This window comes from Streptomyces sp. QH1-20 (genome assembly GCF_041283565.1).
Taxonomy (GTDB): Bacteria; Actinomycetota; Actinomycetes; order Streptomycetales; family Streptomycetaceae; genus Streptomyces; species Streptomyces syringius.
This window is the reverse complement of record NZ_CP166299.1, coordinates 2835738-2855938: the sequence shown is the minus strand read 5'-3', so window position 1 is coordinate 2855938 and position 20201 is coordinate 2835738. Positions and strand designations below refer to the sequence as shown.

Sequence of the window (20201 nt, the reverse complement as noted above, 5' to 3'; positions counted from 1 at the left end):
GACGCATGCGCGTGTACCTCGGCTCCGACCATGCCGGCTACGAACTCAAGAACCACCTCGTCGAGTGGCTCACGGCCCAGGGCCATGACCCCGTCGACTGTGGACCGCACATCTACGACGCCCAGGACGACTACCCCCCGTTCTGCCTCCGCGCCGCGGAGCGGACCGCCGCCGACCCCGACAGCCTCGGGATCGTGATCGGCGGCTCGGGCAACGGCGAGCAGATCGCCGCGAACAAGGTCAAGGGCGTCCGGGCCGCGCTGGCCTGGAGCGAGCAGACCGCCGCTCTCGGCCGTGAGCACAACAACGCCAACGTGATCAGCGTCGGCGGCCGGATGCACACCCAGGAAGAGGCGACGAAGTTCGTCGAGATCTTCCTCGCCACGCCGTACTCCGGTGAGGAGCGCCACACGCGCCGCATCGAGATGCTGAGCCGGTACGAGAGCACCGGCGAGCTGCCGGAGATCCCCGCCCACCACCCGCAGGGCTGATACCCCTTTGTCCTCGGGCGCCGGACGGGCTGGACAAAGCCCGCCCGGCGCCCGAGGACACGGCACGGCAGCCCGTCCGGGCACAAACCGGCCCGCCCGGCGCTTGAGGGCCGGGGTCCGGGGCAGCGCCCCGGTCCTGCAGCCGCACCAGTCAACGCAACCAGTCCGGAGGACAAGCCTTGCCCGAGGGGCATACGATCCACCGCCTCGCGGCGGACCACCGTGACCTCTTCGCGGGCCGCCCGGCCCGGGTGAGCAGCCCGCAGGGCAAGTTCGCCGACAGCGCGGCCCTGCTCGACGGCCGGGTGCTGGAGACCGCCGAAGCCCACGGCAAGCACCTCTTCCTCGGCTTCGCCGCGACCGGCTGGGTCCATATCCACCTCGGCCTCTTCGGCAAGCTCGGCTTCGGCACGGGCCAGGCGCCGCCGCCCACCGAGACCGTGCGGCTGCGGCTCGCGAACCCCGGGGCCTACGCCGATCTGCGCGGGCCCACCACCTGCGCGCTGATCACCGACGGCGAGAAGCAGGCGATACACGACCGGCTCGGCCCCGACCCGCTGCGGTCCGACGACGACCCCGACAAGGCGTGGCGGCGGATCGCCAAAAGCCGCACCACGATCGCCGCGCTGCTCATGGACCAGAAGGTCATCGCCGGGGTCGGCAATGTCTACCGCGCGGAGGTCCTCTTCCGGCACGGCATCGACCCGTACCGCCCCGGCCGCGATCTCACCCGGTCCGAGTGGGACGCGATCTGGGCCGACCTGGTCGCTCTGATGCGCGAGGGCGTGCGGAACAACCGGATCGATACCGTCCGGCCCGAGCACACGCCCGAGGCCATGGGGCGCCCGCCGCGCGTCGACGACCACGGTGGTGAGGTCTACGTCTACCGTCGGGCCCACCTTCCCTGCCACATCTGCGACGGCGAGATCCGTACCGCCGAGCTCGCCGCCCGCAACCTCTTCTGGTGCCCCACCTGTCAGTGACCGGCCGGCCGCCCGGGGCGGTTCAGAACCCGTGCGGCAGCCACGGCGCCACGGTGCTGCCGAAGGCCGAGGACGCCTCCTCCAGAGCGGAGGGCCGCAGCTCCGTCACCCGGCCCGCGCCCGCGAGCGAGGCCAGCGACACCCCGCCCAGATACGCCGTGCCCAGCTCCCGTACGGACAGGGCCAGATCCGGCGCGTCGTCGGTGCGCTCGCAGGACGCGCCCTTCGCATCGCCGGTCAGCCGCCAGCGCCCGGCGTTCCAGGGGCAGAAGTCGTCCTCCACCTCGAACACCACGTCCACCGGCGTCCGGTACGTACGGGCGGACAACGCCGCGCCCACGTCGACCAGCCGGACGTGGAGCGAGTCCCGCACCCCGATCTCGCAGCGCCGGATGTCACTCACCAGGTGCAGCAGCGGGTCGTCGACGGGACGGTTCGTCGTGGTGATCCGGGTCGTCAGATCGATCTCGGTCAGGAAGCGCCACAGCGCGGCGTACGCCTGCGGGGTCAGCGCCTCCAGATCGCGCAGGACCACCGCGCCCTTCGGGCCGGCCAGGTCCCAGTCCCCGCGCACCGCGTAACGCGCGTAGCCGACCACCTCGCCGTCAACCTCCGCGAGCACGCACTGGAGCGGCGAGGCCCCTTCGCGCTTGTCCGGCGGGTCGAGCAGCGGCTGCTTCTCCCAGCCCGGCTGGCGGACCAGCATGCCCGGACGGGCGGCTACCCGGCGCGCGTAGACGGCCTCACACGCGTCGCGCGCATCCTCGGGCTTCGAGTCACGCAACCGCACGCCCTCCGCGCCGTCCGACGCGTCGGTACCGGGCGGCACCGTGACCCGCACCCGGGTGGTGTCGATGGTCGCGTGCAGGCTGTGCGTCGCGGCCCCGAAGCCGAACCGGCCGTAGATCGCGGGCTCCGAGGCGGTCAGCACGGCCAGCGGCTCGCCCCAGGACCGGACGTCGTCGAGCAGGCGCCGCATCATCTCCCGCAGCAACCCGCGCCGGCGGTACGTCGGCCGTACCCCCACCATCGTCACGCCGGCGGTGGGCACCGCGTCGCCGCCGGGCACCGTCATCCGGAAGGCCAACGTGCCTGCCGTGCCGATGACTTCACCGCCGTCCCAGGCACCTATGGAGCGGTCGAAGCACGTCAGCTCCCGCCACAGCGCCCGTTCCTCGGAGCTGTCCGCCGCCCCTCCGAAGGCCAGTTCCAACGTTCCGTACCACTGGTCCCAGTCCGCAGGACGCAATACCCGAAATTCCGTCGTCATGCCCCATGCCTAGCAGCGCGTTCCCGGCCCGCGCGAGCGAATTTCGCCTAGGCTGTGCCCTACCGAGTCGTTCCCGAGGCCCTCCCGGCGGCACACCGGTGCCTCCCGGCGGACATGTCGGCGCGGCGTGAATCGACGCACCGCCGAATGGGTGGATAAGGTCCCGATGCAATGACTGGCGGCGCGGAGACCCCGACGGCCCGGATGCGCAAAAGACTGCACCGGGTCCGCACGAGTGTGCGCAAAGCCGGTGTCGACTATTTCCGCGGCGACGGCTCCGACTGGCTGGCCCTGACCGCCCTGCTGCTCGCCGTCCCCGCCCTCACCTTCGGCACCGTGGCCAACCCCGAGTGGTGCGACCCCGCCGCGCTCGTCCTGCCCATCGTGGCCGGCGGGCTGCTGCTGCGGCCCGCGAGCCTGCTCGGTCTGTACGCGGCCTCGGCCGCCGCCCTCATCGTGGAGTCCGCGGCGCTGGACGACCCCGGCTCGTACGGCGCCGACCGGGTCACCCCCGGCACCATCCTCGTCGTCGCCGCGGTGGGCTTCCTCGGGCTGCTCATCGCGCAGTTCCGCAGCCGCGTCGGGGTGCCCTGGCGGCGCGGCGGCACGATGCTCTTCGACCTGCGCGAACGGATCCGGGTCCAGAGCAAGCTGCCGAAGCTTCCGCGCGGCTGGCACCGGGAGATGGCCCTGCGCCCGGCCGGCGGCCAGTCCTTCTCCGGTGACTTCGTCGTCGCCGGTCGGACGAACGGCGGCCGCACGCTGGAGGTCGTCCTCACCGACGTCTCCGGCAAGGGCATGGACGCGGCCTCCCGCGCCCTGCTGCTCTCCGGTGCCTTCGGCGGTCTGCTGGGCTCCCTGCCGCCCCCGCAGTTCCTGCCCGCCGCCAACGCCTATCTGCTCAGACAGGACTGGGACGAGGGCTTCGCGACCTCCGTCCACCTCGTCCTCGACCTCGACAGCGGCGACTACGAACTGCTCTCCGCCGGCCATCTGCCGGGGCTCCAGCTCAGCGCGGGCACCGGCCGCTGGGAGGAGAAGGCCGCCGAAGGCCCCCTCCTCGGCGTCTACGACGGCGCGCGGTTCGACCCCGTCAAGGGCACCCTGCGCCCCGGCGACGTCCTCATGCTCTTCACCGACGGCCTCGTCGAGACCGCCGACCGGGATCTGACCGAGGGCATGGACCGTCTCACCGGGGAGGCCGACCGCTATGTCGCCTCCGGCTTCCACGGCGCCGCCTGGCACCTCATCGAGGCCGTCGCCAAGGACGTCAATGACGACCGGGCGCTGCTGCTCATCTGCCGCGACTGAGCCCCGCTTTGTCACAGGCCCGTGACAGGCTGGGTTTGTTGTGCGACGAATGCGACTTCTGAGTAACAGCCATACGGAAGTGCCCCCTGTTCACGTTGCAGGCGGCAATGAGGGGTTGATAGACATGGCACGCCAGTGCGGGCCGTGGATGTTCGAGCGGCCTGTTGTGAGAGGTGACCGGGGGTGAGCTCGTGAAGTTCGATATGGGTAACACGGCGTTGTCGGGACTGATGTCCCGTACGCAGGGTTCGAGTGAGGATCTTGGTGGTCTGATCCGCCAGCTGATCGCCGCCGCCGCACCGTTGGAGGGCAAGTTCAACGGTTCGGGCAAGGTGGCCTTCGACCAGTTCAAGGCGCACTCGGACGATGTGACGGCCGCGCTGAACGGCTCGCTGCGCTCGATCCTGGGCGGTCAGTCGGGGATGGACACCTCGTTCAGCCAGGGTGACCAGGAATCGGCGGACAACGCGAAGCAGCAGATGGCGGCGGCGAACTTCGACGCGGCCCGTTTCTCGGGCCGCTAGGAATACGGGGGTAGTTGACATGGGTGGAACGGGTACGGACCGGCGGAGTTACGACATCGGCGCCTCGACCGAGGTGCAGGGGTCGCTGGACGGCATCATCGGCCGGCTGGAGACGGTGCTCGGCGAGCGCGAGGCGGCGGTGAAGGCGGCCATGGCCGACTTCCAGGCCGACGGCGTCTCGGACGAGTACCACGGCAAGGAGCAGCGCTGGGACAAGGCGGCCGCCGAGGTCCGCTCCATCATCAAGCTGCTGCGTACGACGATGGACAAGAACGACGGCACGGCGCACCAGACGCTGGCCAGGGCCAAGGCCGCCGTCGACAACATCGGCTGACGCCGGGGCACCGGAAAGAAACGTTTTACAGAACGGGGGGCATCGTGTCCAAGTGGGACATCAAGCCGGATGGTGTTCGTGGAGTCCTCAGCAAGACCGCCGAGGCCGGCGGCAAGTTCGAGGAAGAGTTCAAGTCGTACGGCGAGCACTTGATGGGCTCCGCGACGACGGCGGGCACGATGGTCCTGGGCGGGACCGAGATCCCCAAGGGCGGGGCCTTCGGTCCCGTGGCCCAGGCGCTGCAGGAGTTCCAGCAGAAGACGGAGAACGACCTGAAGTTCCTCCCGGTCCGGACGGGGAAGTCCATCACCGGGGCGCGGCTGGCCACTGAGGAGTACCTCAAGGGCGACCTGGAGATGGCGAAGAACAAGCAGGAGGAGTACTCCAAGGCTCCGACTCCGGAAGAGTTGAAGGGCCCCAAGAAGTGATTGATCTGGGGAAGATACCGACCTTCACGGGCAATCTGGAGACTTTGGAGACGCATGCGGCTTCGCTGAAGTCGACTGCTTCCAGTATTCGTGGCACGGGCAGGGACGTCCATAACGCCTTTCAGGCGTTGGATCCGGTCTATGACGCTCCTGAGCAGGAGCATCTGCTCAATTCGACGATTCCGGTGCGGGACAAGGCGGATGAGTTCGCGAAGAAGCTGGAGTCCGTCAGTGGCGCGCTGACGAGTTTCGCGTCGAGCGCGAAGCCGCTCGTCGACAAGATGAATCAGCTGCGTGCGGACGCGAAGAAGTTCGTCGCGGAGAACAAGGATGACGACGACTGGCAGAAGGACCAGGGCAAGATCGACGAGAATGCGCGTCTTGTCCGTGAGGTCGGCACCACGTGGGTGGCGTTCCAGGGTGTCGAGCGTGATGCGGCCAACAAGATCACCGCGCTGGTGGGCGGCACGCATTTCGTCGTCGACGACGGTTCGCACAAGGCCGGTATGTACGGCTTCAAGGAAAGCGACGTCAAGGACGCCAAGGAAACCCCTTGGGGGACGGTCGACGAGCGTGAGTACACGGGTCTGCGGGCCGCGTGGGAGTGGACGAAGGACAACGTCGGCGGTGCGCTGAAGGGGTTCTTCGTCGACGGTGTCTGGGGCACCCTCAAGGGCCTCGGCAGCATGGTCAACGTCTTCGACTGGGACAACTTCAAGAAGACCTGGTCGAACATCGGCGATGTCTTCGGTGGTATCAGCGCGTACATCATGACGCCGTACGACTGGGCGATGGACAAGATGTTCGGCCCGGTCGACCACAGTGACACCGACAAGCAGAAGGCGGCCCTGCGCAACTTCGGCAAGTCGCTGGTCGCCTGGGACGAGTGGGACAAGAACCCCTCGAAGGCGGTCGGGATCGTCGCGTTCAACGGTCTGACCCTCGGCGCGGGCTCGTTCCTCAAGCTCGGCAAGGCCGGGAAGGCCGGGATGGCCTCCGAGGCCGCGACCGTGATGGGCAAGGCGGGTGTGCTCGTCGACCCGATGAGCTACCTGGGCAAGGCGGCGAGTGTCACCAAGCTCAAGGTCGGCGAGCTCATGGAGGGCCTGAAGATCAGCCAGGCCGGCGTCGACGACATGGCCCGCAACGTCCCCACCGGCACCTCGCCGCACCCGACCGGGGTGAATCCGCCTGCGGCCCACACCGGCGACGGTGCTTCGACTCCTTCCCACTCGGGGGACGGTTCCTCGACCCCCTCCCAGCCGGGCGATTCGGCATCCACCCCCGCGGGCTCCGGCGAGAAGACGCCGGCCGGCCGCGAGTACGACGGCCCCGACGGCGAGAAGTACGTCGTCGGCGACGACGGGCATATCCGGGACACGAACGGCAACGTCGTGCCTGACAAGGCTCCCCACCCGGAGCCGCACAAGGACGACCTGCCGAACGTCAAGGAGCCCGAGACGGCTCCGGTCAAGGAGCCGGTCAAGGAGCCGGTCAAGGAGAAGGTGCTCGAGGGCGCGGGCGGTCCCAGCCGGGTGGAGACGTCCGGTGGTGGCACGGGCCATGGCACCGGCGGCCACGGCGAGACGCCGGGCACGGGCGGCGGCGCCGGCGGGCACGGCGGCTCGGACGGGCCGGGGGGCTCGGGCAAGGACTCCGGTTCCGGTGCGGGTTCGGGTGCGGGTGACTCCGGGTCGGGTGCGGGCGACGCCGGCTCGGGCTCGGGTGACTCCGGCTCGGGCTCGGGTGGCTCCGGTTCCGATTCCGGCGCGGGTGACTCCGGCTCGGGTGATCACACCCCGCCCGGATCGTACAAGCCGGGTCCCGCCGAGGAGATCCCGCCCCTCAAGCGTCATGACGCGGACTTCTCGGACACGCACAACAGCAAGGGGCAGCGCAAGAGCTACCTCAACGAGGACGGCGACCTCGTCCCCGCCAACCCGAACGGTGACGCGACGATCGTCGACCACATCGTGGGACGCGAGCCGAAGAAGTCGGAGAGTCCTTACACCTCGACCAGTGAGGACGGCGCCAACGCCAAGGACTACGGCGGCCAGAAGATCCAGATCGATCTGCCCCGGCTCGTGGACGACATAGCCAAGGGCAAGGTCAAGGGTGTGGAGGTCTACTCGCCGAGGGAGGTCGAGAAGGCAATCCAGCAGGCTGCCGACAAGGTCGCCGGCCGGCCCGTGGACATCACCGTCCCGCGGGACACACCGCACCCCGAGATCGATGCCAGGGCCGCCGAGATCGCCAAGGAACTCGGCCTGGGCAAGGCCAAGACGAAGAGCCTCGCGCAGCGCATGAAGGACATGATGCACACCCGCCGGGACTCGGAGTGGCTCATCAAGGGCGTCGTGCCGCGTGACTACATCAGCGGACCGTGACGACGACCTACGGGCGGAATGCGAAAGGATGCCACTCATGACCCGCTTCAGTGAATTGCTCGGCACGGATTTCGACGGTGAGCCGACGACGGATATCGACGATGTGATCTTCGGGGCTTTCGACGAGCCCGGACACCGGGACCGCGTGCCCGGACTCGTCGAGCTGATGAACGATCCCGCCGAACCGGAGATCGAGCGTTTCCTGGCCTGCCTGGCGCTGTCGACCTGGGGCGAGACGGCCGGCTACGAGGCGGTCATCCGGGCCGCCGCGGACCCCGGGAACACGCCTTGGTACGACTTCTCGGTCGACCGCAAGTTCTCCGTCGACAGCACGTTCGCGCAGCTCGCGGACGCGGTGGCCGACGGGGACCTGGCGCGGGAAAAGGGCACCGAGGACCTGCGCGTGGAGGCGGCCCGGGCCTTGGTGCGGCTCGCCGACAGCCAGTACTTCGAGGACAAGCTGGGTGAGTTGTTCGACAACGCCACGCTGCGGGCGCTGCTGGACGACATCAAGGAGGTCGTCGCCAGGGGCGTATGGTCCCTGACGGCGGGCGAGAAGCGCCGGTTCGACCTGCCCACCCAGCTGGTCGACCTGGCCAGCGCGGTATCGGTCATCGACGGCCCCTTGGGCGTGGAGATGGCCATGAGCGTGCTGAAGGTCAGCTCCTCGCCCCGCACGCTGAACCACGCCGTCGCCCTTGTGAGTCGCGCCAAGGGGCCGGAGGGCCGACAGTTCGGTGAGTATCTGCTGACGGTCGGCGACGAGAAGGTGTGCGCGGAGGTCCACGAGGCGCTGGGCCGAGCCGAGTAGGACGGCTACTCAGCCGAAGAGGCCGTATGCGACGGCGGCCCGTGCACCGCTACGGCGATACACGGGCCGCCGTCGACGCGCCAGGACGGCTGAAGTCGGCGGGAAGTTCGAGGGGGCGAAAGTGATTGATCTGGGGAAGATACCGACCTTCACGGGAAAATTGGAGGAGTTAGAGAAGCACGCTGGCCAGCTGAAGTCGACTGCTTCCAGTATTCGTGGCACGGGCAGGGACGTCCATAACGCCTTTCAGGCGTTGGATCCAGTCTATGACGCTCCTGAGCAGGAGCATCTGCTCAATTCGACGATTCCGGTGCGGGACAAGGCGGATGAGTTCGCGAAGAAGCTGGAGTCCGTCAGCGGTGCGCTGACGAGTTTCGCGTCGTCTGCGAAGCCGTTGGTCGACAAGATGAATCAGCTGCGTGCGGATGCGAAGAAGTTCGTCGCGGAGAACAAGGACGACGACGACTGGCAGGAGGACCAGGGCAAGATCGACGAGAATGCGCGTCTTGTCCGTGAGGTCGGCACGACCTGGGTGGCGTTCCAGGGTGTGGAGCGTGATGCGGCCAACAAGATCACCGCACTGGTCGGGGGCACGCATTTCGTCGTCGACGACGGTTCGCACAAGGCCGGTATGTACGGCTTCAAGGAAAGCGACGTCGAGGACGCCAAGAAGACTCCTTGGGGGACGGTCGACGAGCGTGAGCACACGGGTCTGCGGGGCGCCTGGGAGTGGACGAAGGACAACGTCGGCGGTGCGGTAAAGGGCTTCTTCGTCGACGGTGCCCTCAGCACCCTCAAGGGCCTGGGCAGCATGGCCAACGTGTTCGACTGGGACAACTTCAAGAAGACGTGGTCGGGCATCGGCGATGTCTTCGGTGGTGTCAGCGCGTACGTCATGACGCCGTACGACTGGGCGATGGACAAGATGTTCGGCCCGGTCGACCACAGTGACACCGACAAGCAGAAGGCGGCGCTGCGTAACTTCGGCAAGTCGCTGGTGGCGTGGGACGAGTGGGGCAGAGACCCGTCGCGGGCGGCCGGGACGGTTGCGTTCAACGGCCTGACCTTCGGTGCGGCCGCATTGCTCAAGCTCGGCAAGGCCGGCCAGGCTGGGAAGCTGAGCACGGGTGCGAAGGCGGCGACCGTGTTGGGCAAGGCGGGTGTGCTCGTCGACCCGATGAGCTACTTGGGCAAGGCGGCGAGTGTCACCAAGCTGAAGGTCGGCGGCCTGGTGGAGGCCCTGAAGGCCAGCCGGGCCGGTGTCGACGACATGGCCCGCAACGTCCCCACGGGGAACGCGCCCCACCCGGGCGAAGCCAACGCTCCCTCCGGCCACACGGGCGAGCACGACTCGACGCCGTCCCACTCGGGCGAGCAGCCTTCCACACCGGCTCACTCGGGCGACGCGTCCTCCACCCCGGCTGGCTCCGGCGAGAAGACGCCCTCCGATTTCGCGTACCCCGACAAAAACGGCAACGAGCGCTTCGTCGGCAATGACGGTTACATCCGGGACGAGCACGGCGATGTCGTTCCCGACACGGAACCCGTCAGGGAGCTACACAAGGACGAACTGCCCGACCTCAAGGAGCAAGAGACCGTTCCGGTCAAGGAGGAGTCGAGGGTTCTCGAAGGCGCGGGCGGCCCCAGCCGCGTGGAGAACTCCGCGAACCACCCGACGGGCTCGGCGCACCCGGGCGACGATTCCCATCCGACCGGCGGGGGTGGCAGTTCGCACAACACGCCGTCCACGGGCGGTCATGCTGCGGATCACTCGACTGGCAACGGCGCGGACTCGCACACTCCGTCCGGTGGGAGCGGCGACTCGCACACCCCGAGCAGTGGCGGCGGTAGCGGTACTCCGGGACACTCTGGTCACGACACGGGCGGCTACGGCGACGGCCGGGAGACGCCCGGCGGCCTCAGTGATGCCGGTGGCCCGTCCTCGGGTGACGGAGGTGGGACCGGCGACGGTCCGGGAAGCGGCTCCGGAAAGCCTGAGCGGCAGCCTGCGGTCATTCTGGAAGGCGACCGGATAAGCCAGCAGCCCAGCGGGCCCATGGCCCCTGAGCGGGAGGCCGCCGTTACGGCGGCTCTCAAGGACGCGAAGGTTCCGCCAGTGGACCAGGGTCGCATGTTGACGCAGCTGAAGAAGTCGGAATACGGGGCAGCCGTTGCCGAATATATCGCGAGCGGCAGATTTGCGGATATTCCCATGTTCGAGGATCCCAAGGGCCTCCTTTTTCAGGTCAAGCAGAACGACATGATCCCGGCTGTGCATCAGGCGATGGAGCATGCTGCGGAGCTCCAGGCCAAGGGAATAAAGAACATCGAGTTCGAGCTGAAGCTTCCCGAGAAGCAGCTCGACCTTGATGTGCTGGTCCGCGTCGATGGTCGCATCGAATACGGCGCCCAGCTCAAGGACGTGGACAGCGTCACAGGCATCAAGTCGGCAGTCAAGAAGATCGCGGAAAAGCAGCTCGGTGGGTCTGGAGTTGATGTCAAGGTTGGAATCCTGGATATCAAGGGCCTCAGGAGCGAGCTCACGGAGCGCGAAATTCAGGCCGTGCAGAGGGCCGCTGACCGCACTAACGCCTCTTTTGAACTAAAATTCGACGACGGGTCTGTCACCATTTATCCGACCAACGCCGCCAAGCGATAAGGAAGTTCGATGTCTATGCTGATGCGCGCGCCGAGAGAGTGCGGCTCGTGGTTCTGGGACCTTGACGACGTGGTGGAGCCCGGTCTGGAGTCCGCGCTCAGGACCGCGGGGCGCATGAGTGCGGTGCTGCAGAAGCACGCTTTGCTGGAGCCGGGCTCGCTTGAGTGGAACTGGTTCCAGGTCGGCAAGGGTGGCCTCGGTATCCATAGCCGCCTGGACCTTGTCAGACGTTCGCTCGACGATCCGGCATTGCCCGATGACCTCCGCGCCTGTCGGCCGGCTGGTCACCCGCAGGCGGAGATGGGCGGAATCCTTGTGCTGGGATCCGGCGTGTGGCTCGACGCGAACGGAACGCGCCACAGTGAGTACCGTCTGGTCGAACTCATGGTGTCACCCGACGAGATCGGTCCTTCGGCTGAACTGTCCGTGTACCACGACGTATGGGGTCTGTGTGATTTCCGGGGTGAGCCCCACCCGGCCATCCATGCCGCCAACGCGCCGCGGCTCGCGTCAGCCCTGCAGGAGCTCGTTCAGGTGCTCGAAGTCGAGGCGGAGCCCGGCGAGCCGACGTACTACGGTCGGGCAGAGGGCCACGGGCTCAAGGCTCCCGACATCATCGACGGACGGGGACCGGACCTCACCGATGCGGTATTCGCCTAGATGCCCAATCGGAGCAAATCGCTGTGCATTGCATCGACGTCGATGACCCAGCCGTAGGAGCGGGGAAATTCCACGCGGGCTTGGCGTGACAGCGACGCGTAAGGGTATGGACGACCGATCGGGATGCGCTCAGGGGATGCCCGGGCGCACCCCGATCGGCGAATCGCTGGGCAGCCGGGCGGGTCGTCACCCGCCCGGCGCGGCCGCCGAAGGCTCATCGGAGACAAGCCTCAGCGGGGCGGCCAGGCGGTCACCCTGAGATTCGCCGCATCGGGATTCGGGTCCACGCAGCGCAACGTGAGCTGCTTGCCACGCTGCCGAGGCGTCCAGCCATGGTGGAGCAACGCCTCTGATGCCCGCGCGTCCTGCGGTGGAGCCGGCCATGAGCGTGCTGGAGGCCGACGACCGCTTCCCGGCGAAGAGGAGTGTCGGCGGGGCGGGAAGTACTGGACGCCGCTCCGGCGTGAAGTGTCCGGTCGGGCGGAATCGGCCGGTATGCGGGGAAGGCCGGCGGGAGGTAACCGCGAAGTGTCGTCGTCCTGGTCGCCTGCGAGATGACGGTGACGCTTTGCTTCCCCCGGTAGAAGTTGATAGGCATAGCGGCCGGTGTGTGTCATGACCGCGCCGTTCCATAGTGCAGTGATTGATTCGGGGGACTCTTGTGGCTACTCCGCCGCAACAGCAGCCATTTCCGGCACAACAGCCGTTCCAGCAGCAGCCCGGTTTTCCGCCGCAGCAAGGTCAGATGCCCCCGCAGGGCCACGCCCCCCAGCAGGGCTGGGATCAGCAGGGCATGCCGCAGCAGGGATTTCAGCCGCCGTCAGGACAGGTGCACTGCCGGCTGTGCGGTGGATTTCCCGCCGTCGAGGCGACCGTTCGCGGACATCAGGGCATTTTGATCATGATGCGGTCCCTGTCGCTCAAGGGGCCGTTCTGCCGGAATTGCGGCACGGCGGTATGGCGTGACATGACCGGAAAGACCCTGCTCCAGGGCTGGTGGAGCCCGCTGTCGCTGGTGCTTCTGACTCCGTTCACCCTGCTGTGGAACCTCTTCGTCAGGGCCAAGATCAACAAACTCCCGCCGCCCGTTCCGGGGCAGCCGGGTATGCAGCTGAACCCCGGTGCGCCGCTGCGGAAGCGGCCCGCCGCGCTGATGTTGCTGGTTCCGCTGGGCTGGCTGGTGTTCATGGCCTTTCAGATCGCGCGGGGTTCGTAGCGGGTTCACAGGAGTCGGTCGGGCTCGGCTGATCGGGGAATGATGACGAAGGATTACGACAGTCAGCTGCTGGAGTCGGTGTCGGTACGGCGCCGGCGCATGCGGGATGCGCTGATCTTCGGTGCCCAGCGGGCCCGTCGTACGGCGGACGAGAAGCTCGGCAAGATATTCGCGGGGATCGCCGTCGCGGCGGTGATGTGTGCCGGTTGTGTGGGCTGGTCGTTCATCCAGCACACCCTGGCCAAGCAGAAAGAGCAGCAGAAGCAGCAACAGCAGCGCTATGCGCCGCAGGTGACGCCGTCACCGTCGTTGTCGCCTTCGCCGTCCGCCTCGCACAAGAAGTTGTCCGCGCCGCATACGAAGCTGCCCGGCTCCTATGTGAAGCCGACTGCTGTGAAGCCGACTGCCTCGCATACGAAGCCGACTGCCTCGCGTGCGAAGCCGTCCGGCTCCTATACGAAGCCGTCCCCCGCGCCTACGAAATCGGCGAAAACCCCGAAAGGAACGCACAAAGTGACGGAGCCGGCCCAGTGATAGGTTCTGCCGCGTGGTGAATGTGGGGGAAAAACAGCGTACGGAATTGAGCAGGATCACTCTCGTCGGCGACCGTCGGCGGGTGGATCTCGTGCTGCCCGCGGACGAGCCCATCGGGCGGCTTCTGCCCGACGTCCTGCGGCTGTTGGGTGACAGGGTCGGCGAGCGACCGGCCGCCCGGCATCTGATCACCGCTGAGGGAACGGTTCTGCCGCAGGACGGGACCCTCGCCGAGGCCGCCGTGCCCGATGGTGCCGTGCTCCGGCTCGTCCGGGTGCACGACGCGCCCTCCGCTCCCGTCGTGCACGACGTCACCGACGAGCTCGCCGAGGACCTGGACGTCCGGGCGTGGCGCTGGCGGCCCGAGGCCCGGCGGTGGACCGCGAGCCTGGCGACGATCGTGCTGGCCGTGACCGCCGGTGTGCTCGCGCGCACCAGCCTCGGCGCGGCCTCGGTGGCGGCCGCTCTCGCGATGACGGCCGTGCTCGTCGCTGCCGTCGGCGCGGTCGCCGCCCGGATCGGCACCCGGGCCAACCAGAACGATCGCGCCCGGACGGACGACGAGGCCGGCCAGGCCGGCCGTGACCTCGGCACCACCCTCATGCTGACCGGTGGCGCGCTCGGCGTGCTCGCCGCGTGGACCGCCGCCGACGCGCACGCTTGGTCCGGACCCGCGCGGCTCGCTGCCGTGGCCGCCGCGCTCACCGTGACCCTCGCCCTCCTCGGGCTGTTCTCGCAGCTCGGCAAGGGCGGTCTGATCGGCGCCGGAGCCGTCGCCGTGACCACCGGCGCGTGGGAGGCCGTCGCCGCGCTCCAGCACGACCCGGCACGCGTCGGATCCGTCATGGCCGTCGTCTCCGTCGTCGTCCTCGGCCTGCTGCCCCGCCTCGCGCTGATGGCGGCCGGGCTCACCGGACTCGACGACCGCCGTTCCGGCGGCTCCTCCGTCAGCCGCCACGAGGTCGAGACCGCCCTGGCAGCCACCCACCGCGGGCTGGTCCTGGCCACGGTCGCCGTCGCCGTGTCCGCCGCGGCGGGCGGGCTGCTGGCTGTCACCTCGCCCTCGTGGTGGACGGTGCTGCTCGCGTCCGTCGTGGTGGTCGTGCTGCTCTCCCGCTCGCGCGCCTTCCCCCTGATCGCCGAGGTCGTCACGCTGCTGGCGGCCGCCCTGGTGCTGCTCGTCCGGCTCGTGATGCTGTGGATCGACCACATCCCCGGCACCCCGGCCGGGCCGCTGGCCGCGCTCTGCGGGGTGGCGATCGTGCCGCTCGCCGTGCTGGCGGTCCGGCTGCCGGAGCACGTCGGCGTCCGGCTGCGCCGCGCCGTGGACTTCGTCGAGACCATCGGTGTGATCGCACTGTTCCCGCTCGCGGTCGGGGTGTTCGGCGTCTACGTACGTCTGCTCCACCAGTTCTGAGCTCCAGGAGAGACCGCATGTCCCAGGACGACTGGCAGGGCGACGTACTGCGCAACCTGCGCAACCTCACCAACGATCCCGGAGAACCGGACCGGCCCGGCGAGCAAGCCGGCCGGCCCCCGGCCGGAGCCGCGGGCACGCCCGCGCAGGCCAACGCGCCTGCACAGGCCAGCACGCCCTCGCAGGCGGAGGTGCCCAGCGCCCGCCCGGCGCCCGCCCCCGCCCCCCGGCCCCTGCCCACGCCCGTCACCATGGAGCTCCCGCTCCCCGAGGAGCTGGTCAAGGGCAAGCCGCTCAGCGGGGACACCGCAGCCAAGCGGACCTCCCGCTCGCTGCGCCGCCTCGTCGGTTCCTCGGCCACCCGCGAGGTGGAGGAGGCGACCCGCGTCGCGCAGGCACTGCAGCAGCCGCTCACCACGGGCCGGCAGATCATCGTCACCAGCATCCGCGGCGGCGCGGGCAAGACCACCGTCGCCGCGCTGCTCGGCCGCACCTACGCGCACTACCGCCAGGACCCCGTGCTGATGCTGGAGGCCGACCCGGCGCTGGGCACCCTCCCGGCCAGGCTCGGCGTCACCAAGGTGCGCTGGACGACGAGCGACGTCGCGCAGCTCATCGACCCGTCGATGCAACTCACCGACGTCGTCGGCTACCTCGTCCAGCTGCCCGACCGCGGCTGGCTGCTGCCCGGCAGCCAGGGCCGGGTGGGCCACCGGCTGGAACTGGCGGACTACCGCTCGGTGATGGTCGCGCTGCGCCGCTACTTCGGCATCACCGTCGTCGACTGCGACAGCCTCCCGAGCGAGTTGTCCCGCACCGCCCTGGCGGCGGCACAGGCGCGGGTGCTGGTCACCCCCGCCACCGTCGAGGGCATCACCAGTACCCGCTCGGTGCTGGACTGGATGGCGTCGCTGTCGCGACCCAAGATGCTGGAGGGAACCGTGGTGGTCGTCGCCGCGTCGTCCCCGCATATGACGCTTGATGTGACCGCGGCACGAGAGCACCTCCAGCTCGACGGCGTGAAGGTCCTGATGCTCCCGTACGACCGGCACCTCGCGACCGGCGGCCCGATCCGTACCGACCTGCTCGGCCAGGTCACGCGCGAGGCCGTCACCGAGCTCGCCGCCGAAGTCCTCACCCGAGCCATGAGCAGGCGAAGCAACCGATGAGCACCCGCATAGTCCACCGCCCCGCCCGCACCACCCGGCCGCTGCCCACCCCCGAGGCGCGCACCATCGAGCCGCCGCCCAATCTGCCCGAGGGCAAGACCGGCGGCGCCATGCACACCCTCATGCCCATCGCCGGCGTGATGAGCTCCGTCGTGATGATGACGATGGTGCGCAACAGCCAGTTCGCCGGGCTCGGCGCGATCGTGCTCCTCGTCACCGTCATCGGCTCGGTCGGCATGCTGCTGTCCCAGCGCGGCAAGGCCCAGCGCACCCGGCGCCAGCAGCGCGAGCGCTATCTGGAATACCTGGAGGAGCTCCGCGAGGAGCTGGGCGCCGAGGAGCGCGAGCGCCGGGAGAAGGCCCGGGTCCTCGACCCGCCGCCCGAGGCGCTCTACGACCTCGTGCGCGACCCCGCCCGGCTGTGGGAGCGGCGCCGCCGCGACAGCGACTTCCTGCGCGTGCGCGTGGGCACCGGCCGGATGCCCGTACGCCCCCTGGACATCGGCGAGCAGGGCAGCAGTGTCCTCACCCCGCCCGACCGGTTCATGCTCAACGAGGCCGGGGCTCTGAAGAATCGATTCTCCACAGCCACCGACCTGCCCCTGACCGTCCCGCTCGACCGCGTCGGCAACGTCAGCGTCGTCGGCGACCGCGAGGGCGTCCTGCGCGTCGTACGCGCCCTGCTCACCCAGACCGCCGTCACCCACGCCCCCGACGACGTCGCCATCGCCCTCGCCTGCCCCGGCGACCGCATGACCGACTGGTCCTGGGTCAAGTGGCTGCCCCACACCCTCGACCCCGACGAGCACGACGGACCCGTCAGCGCCCGCCGCATCGCCCCCGCCCTCGCCCAGCTCGCCCGGCTCATGAACCGGGACCTGCGCGCCCGCGCCTCCTACGCCGCCGAGGTGCGCCGCGGACTCTCCGGCAAGGACGCCCTGGAGATGACCGGCCGCCTGCTGGTCGTCAGCGACGAGTACGGCGAGGACGCGCCCGAACTGCCCCGCCCCGACGACGCCGTGAGCCTGCGGGACATGGGCGTCACCGTGCTGCACCTGGTGGCCGAGCGGGTGCAGGAGCCCGGCCAGGTCTCCCTGCGCATCACCGTCGACGGCGACCAGGTCCACATCGAGGACCTGCGCCCCGCCGAGCCCGTCACCTCGCACGGCACCGCCGACCGGGCCACCGCCCCCGGCGCCGAGGGCCTCGCCCGTCTGCTGTCCCCGCTGCGGCTGTCCCCCGAATCCCTCGTCGACGCCCCGCTCTCCGGCCCCGTCGACTTCGCCGAGATGCTCGGCGTGGAGGACCCGGCCGCCCTGGACGTCCGGGAAATGTGGCGGCCCCGCGGCGAACGCGCCTTCCTGCGCGTACCGATCGGCATCAGCGACTCCCGCCAGCCGGTCCTGCTCGACCTGAAGGAATCCTCCGAACTCGGCATGGGCCCGCACGGCCTGTGCGTCGGCGCCACCGGCTCCGGCAAGAGCGAGCTGCTGCGCACCCTGGTGCTGGCCCTGGTCGCCACGCACCCCCCGGAGGACCTCGCGATGGTCCTCGTCGACTACAAGGGCGGTGCCACCTTCGCGCCGTTCGCCGACCTGCCGCACGTCGCCGGTGTCATCACCAACCTGGAGAACCAGGCCGGGCTCGTCGAGCGCGTCCACTCCTCCCTCGCCGGTGAGGTACAGCGCCGCCAGCAGGTCCTCAAGGACGCCGGGAACATCGCCGACATCGGCCACTACGCCGCCCTGCGCGAGACCCGGCCCGACCTGGAGCCGCTGCCGCACCTCTTCGTCGTCATCGACGAGTTCGGCGAACTCCTCACCGCCAAACCCGACTTCATCGACCTGTTCCTGTCCATCGGCCGCATCGGCCGCTCCATCGGCGTGCACCTGCTGCTCTCCAGCCAGCGCATCGAGGGCGGCAAGCTCAAGGGCCTGGACACCTATCTCTCCTACCGGCTCGGCCTGCGCACCTTCTCCGCCGACGAGTCCCGCACGGTGCTGGACACCACCGACGCCTTCCACCTGCCGCCCATCCCCGGCTTCGGCTACCTCAAGGTCGACACCAGCGCCTACGAGCGGTTCAAGGCGAGCTTCGTCTCCGGCCCCTACCACGGCCCCGTCGCCCGGACCGTCGAGGACGAGGGACCGGTCGTCCACCCCTACCCGGACTTCAACACCCTCGGCGAGCCCGAGACGGCCCCCGGCGACAGCCAGCCGGCCATGCGCCACCGCAACCCCGGCCCCACCGTCATGTCCGTCGTCGTCGACCAGCTCCGCGACGCCGCCCGGCCCACCCGCGGCATCTGGCTGCCGCCGCTGCCCCGGGCCATCGCCCTGGACACCTCGGCGGGCCCGCTCCGGGCCGGCGAACGCGGCATGCAGCTGGCCGTCCGGCCCGGCCCGCTCAAGGTGCCGATCGGCCTCCTCGACGACCCGGCCAAGCAGTGGCAGGGGCAGTGGATCCTCGACCTCACCGTCGCCGGCGGCCACGCCGCCGTCATCGGCGGCCCCCAGTCCGGCAAGACCACCCTGCTGCGCACCCTGGCGCTGTCCCTCGCCATGACGCACACGCCGCGCGAGGTCGGCGTCTACGGACTCGACCTCATCGGCGGCGGCCTCGCCGCCCTCGCAGGTCTCCCGCACGTCGGCGGCATCGCCGGCCGTGCCGACCGCGAACGCGCCGTCCGCACGGTCGAAGAGGTCCGCGGCATGCTCGCCGCCCGCGAGGAACTCTTCCGCGAGCACGGCATCGACTCCGTCGAGCGGCTGCGCGAACTGCGCGCCGAAGGCCGGCTCCCCGAGCTGTCCTCGACCGAGATCGTGCTCCTCATCGACGGCTTCGGCGCCCTGCGCGACGACTTCGACGAGATCGAGGACGCGGTCACCGACCTGCTCAAGCGCGGCGGCGGCTACGGCATCCACGTCGTCGCGGGCATGCTGCGCTGGAACGACGTCCGCATCGCCACCCAGTCCCTGTTCGGCACCCGCGTCGAACTGCGGCTGAACGACCCCGGCGACTCCAGCATCGACCGCAAGCTCGCCGAGACCCTGGCCCCGGACGAGAAGGGCCGCGTCCTGACCGACGGCAAGCTCTTCGCCCAGACGGCGCTGCCCCGTATCGACTCCCTCGCCTCGGTCTCCGAACTGGGCCCGGCCGTCGAGCAGGCGGCCATGGTGATCCGCTCGTCCTGGTCCGGCGACGGTGCCCAGCGGGTCAGGGTGCTGCCCACCCGCATCCCCGCCGCCTCCCTGCCGTCCGTGACGACCGAGCCCAACCGGGTGCCCCTCGGGCTGGACCAGACGGCCCTCGCGCCCGTCCTGCTCGATCTGTTCAAGCGCGACCAGCACCTGATGATCCTCGGCGACAGCGAGTGCGGGAAGACCAATCTGCTGCGCCTGGTCACCCAGGGGCTCATGGAGCGCTACTCCGACGAGGAGATCGTCTTCGCGGTCATGGACCCGCGCCGGGGCCTGCGCAAGCTGGTGCCCGAGGAGTACCGCGGCGGCTACGCCCACAACTCCCGGCTGTGCGGCGCGCTGGCCGCCGGCATCGCCACCGAGCTCGAGAAGCGCATGCCCGACGACCTCGCCGCCCAGGACGCCCTCGCGTCCGGCACCTGGTACTCGGGTCCGCGCATCGTCATCCTCATCGACGACTACGACATCCTCACCACCGGCGGCCAGCAACCGCTCGCCCCGTTCATGCCGTTCATCCCCTCCGCGCAGGACATCGGCCTGCACTTCGTCGTCACCCGCCGGGTGGCGGGAGCCTCGCGGGCGCTGTACGAGCCGTTCCTGATGACGCTCCGGGAGAGCGGCACGACGGCGGTCGTCATGACCGGCGACCGGCAGGAGGGCCAGCTCTTCCCCGGCGTGTACGCGAGCGCCCAGCCGCCCGGGCGCGGCACGCTCGTGCGCCGGGGCGAGGCGACCCGGCTGATCCAGACGGGTCTCGCCGCCGCGGACGGCGACACCGAGACGACAGCCGACCACGCATGACCAGGG

16 protein-coding genes are annotated in these 20201 nt (G+C 69.6%); 15 read left to right on the top strand and 1 reads right to left on the bottom strand.

What is annotated here, in order from left to right:
- Window positions 1-5 precede the first annotated feature (5 nt).
- Together AB8O64_RS12835 and AB8O64_RS12830 are read left to right on the top strand one after the other, a co-directional pair.
- Window positions 6-491 (top strand): ribose-5-phosphate isomerase, encoded by a 486-nt coding sequence (locus AB8O64_RS12835; protein WP_365214630.1) that lies wholly within the window; start codon window positions 6-8, stop codon window positions 489-491.
- Window positions 492-670: 179 nt separating this feature from the next.
- Window positions 671-1474: an Fpg/Nei family DNA glycosylase gene (locus AB8O64_RS12830; RefSeq protein ID WP_370419294.1), complete on the top strand. Its 804-nt coding sequence runs from the start codon at window positions 671-673 to the stop codon at window positions 1472-1474.
- 22 nt (window positions 1475-1496) lie between these two features.
- Here AB8O64_RS12830 and AB8O64_RS12825 read toward each other — a convergent pair whose 3' ends face one another.
- The gene (locus AB8O64_RS12825) at window positions 1497-2744 is read right to left on the bottom strand and encodes a GNAT family N-acetyltransferase (protein WP_370419293.1); all 1248 of its coding nucleotides are present in this window, start codon (window positions 2742-2744) and stop codon (window positions 1497-1499) included.
- Window positions 2745-2915: 171 nt separating this feature from the next.
- Here AB8O64_RS12825 and AB8O64_RS12820 point away from each other — a divergent pair, with 171 nt between their 5' ends.
- The 13 genes from AB8O64_RS12820 (at window position 2916) to eccCa (ending at window position 20195) form a co-directional block, all read left to right on the top strand.
- Entirely contained in the window at window positions 2916-4055 is a 1140-nt protein-coding gene (locus AB8O64_RS12820; RefSeq protein WP_362222089.1) for a PP2C family protein-serine/threonine phosphatase, read from the top strand.
- 191 nt (window positions 4056-4246) lie between these two features.
- Entirely contained in the window at window positions 4247-4579 is a 333-nt protein-coding gene (locus AB8O64_RS12815; protein WP_370419292.1) for a hypothetical protein, read from the top strand.
- A gap of 19 nt (window positions 4580-4598) precedes the next feature.
- Window positions 4599-4913, top strand: a complete 315-nt coding sequence (locus tag AB8O64_RS12810; RefSeq protein ID WP_130877746.1) for a pore-forming ESAT-6 family protein — start codon at window positions 4599-4601, stop codon at window positions 4911-4913.
- Window positions 4914-4957: 44 nt separating this feature from the next.
- Window positions 4958-5341, top strand: a complete 384-nt coding sequence (locus AB8O64_RS12805; protein WP_356453054.1) for a DUF6507 family protein — start codon at window positions 4958-4960, stop codon at window positions 5339-5341.
- 128 nt (window positions 5342-5469) lie between these two features.
- Window positions 5470-7728, top strand: coding sequence for a hypothetical protein (locus tag AB8O64_RS12800; protein ID WP_370419291.1), 2259 nt, complete (start codon window positions 5470-5472; stop codon window positions 7726-7728).
- Window positions 7729-7765: 37 nt separating this feature from the next.
- Window positions 7766-8539, top strand: coding sequence for a hypothetical protein (locus AB8O64_RS12795; protein ID WP_370419290.1), 774 nt, complete (start codon window positions 7766-7768; stop codon window positions 8537-8539).
- Between the two features lie 121 nt (window positions 8540-8660).
- Window positions 8661-11198, top strand: a complete 2538-nt coding sequence (locus AB8O64_RS12790; protein ID WP_370419289.1) for a hypothetical protein — start codon at window positions 8661-8663, stop codon at window positions 11196-11198.
- A gap of 15 nt (window positions 11199-11213) precedes the next feature.
- A complete protein-coding gene (locus AB8O64_RS12785) occupies window positions 11214-11858 on the top strand; it encodes a hypothetical protein (RefSeq protein WP_370423857.1) in 645 nt (214 codons plus the stop codon).
- Window positions 11859-12519: 661 nt separating this feature from the next.
- Window positions 12520-13074, top strand: coding sequence for a hypothetical protein (locus tag AB8O64_RS12780; RefSeq protein ID WP_370419288.1), 555 nt, complete (start codon window positions 12520-12522; stop codon window positions 13072-13074).
- Between the two features lie 39 nt (window positions 13075-13113).
- Window positions 13114-13608 (top strand): hypothetical protein, encoded by a 495-nt coding sequence (locus AB8O64_RS12775; protein WP_370419287.1) that lies wholly within the window; start codon window positions 13114-13116, stop codon window positions 13606-13608.
- Window positions 13609-13621: 13 nt separating this feature from the next.
- Window positions 13622-15025: a type VII secretion integral membrane protein EccD gene (gene eccD, locus AB8O64_RS12770; protein ID WP_370419286.1), complete on the top strand. Its 1404-nt coding sequence runs from the start codon at window positions 13622-13624 to the stop codon at window positions 15023-15025.
- A gap of 17 nt (window positions 15026-15042) precedes the next feature.
- Complete coding sequence (locus AB8O64_RS12765; RefSeq protein WP_370419285.1) at window positions 15043-16194, top strand: MinD/ParA family protein; 1152 nt, start codon at window positions 15043-15045, stop codon at window positions 16192-16194.
- Complete coding sequence (gene eccCa, locus AB8O64_RS12760) at window positions 16191-20195, top strand: type VII secretion protein EccCa (RefSeq protein ID WP_370419284.1); 4005 nt, start codon at window positions 16191-16193, stop codon at window positions 20193-20195. Before AB8O64_RS12765 ends, eccCa begins: the two co-directional genes overlap by 4 nt.
- Window positions 20196-20201: the final 6 nt, after the last annotated feature.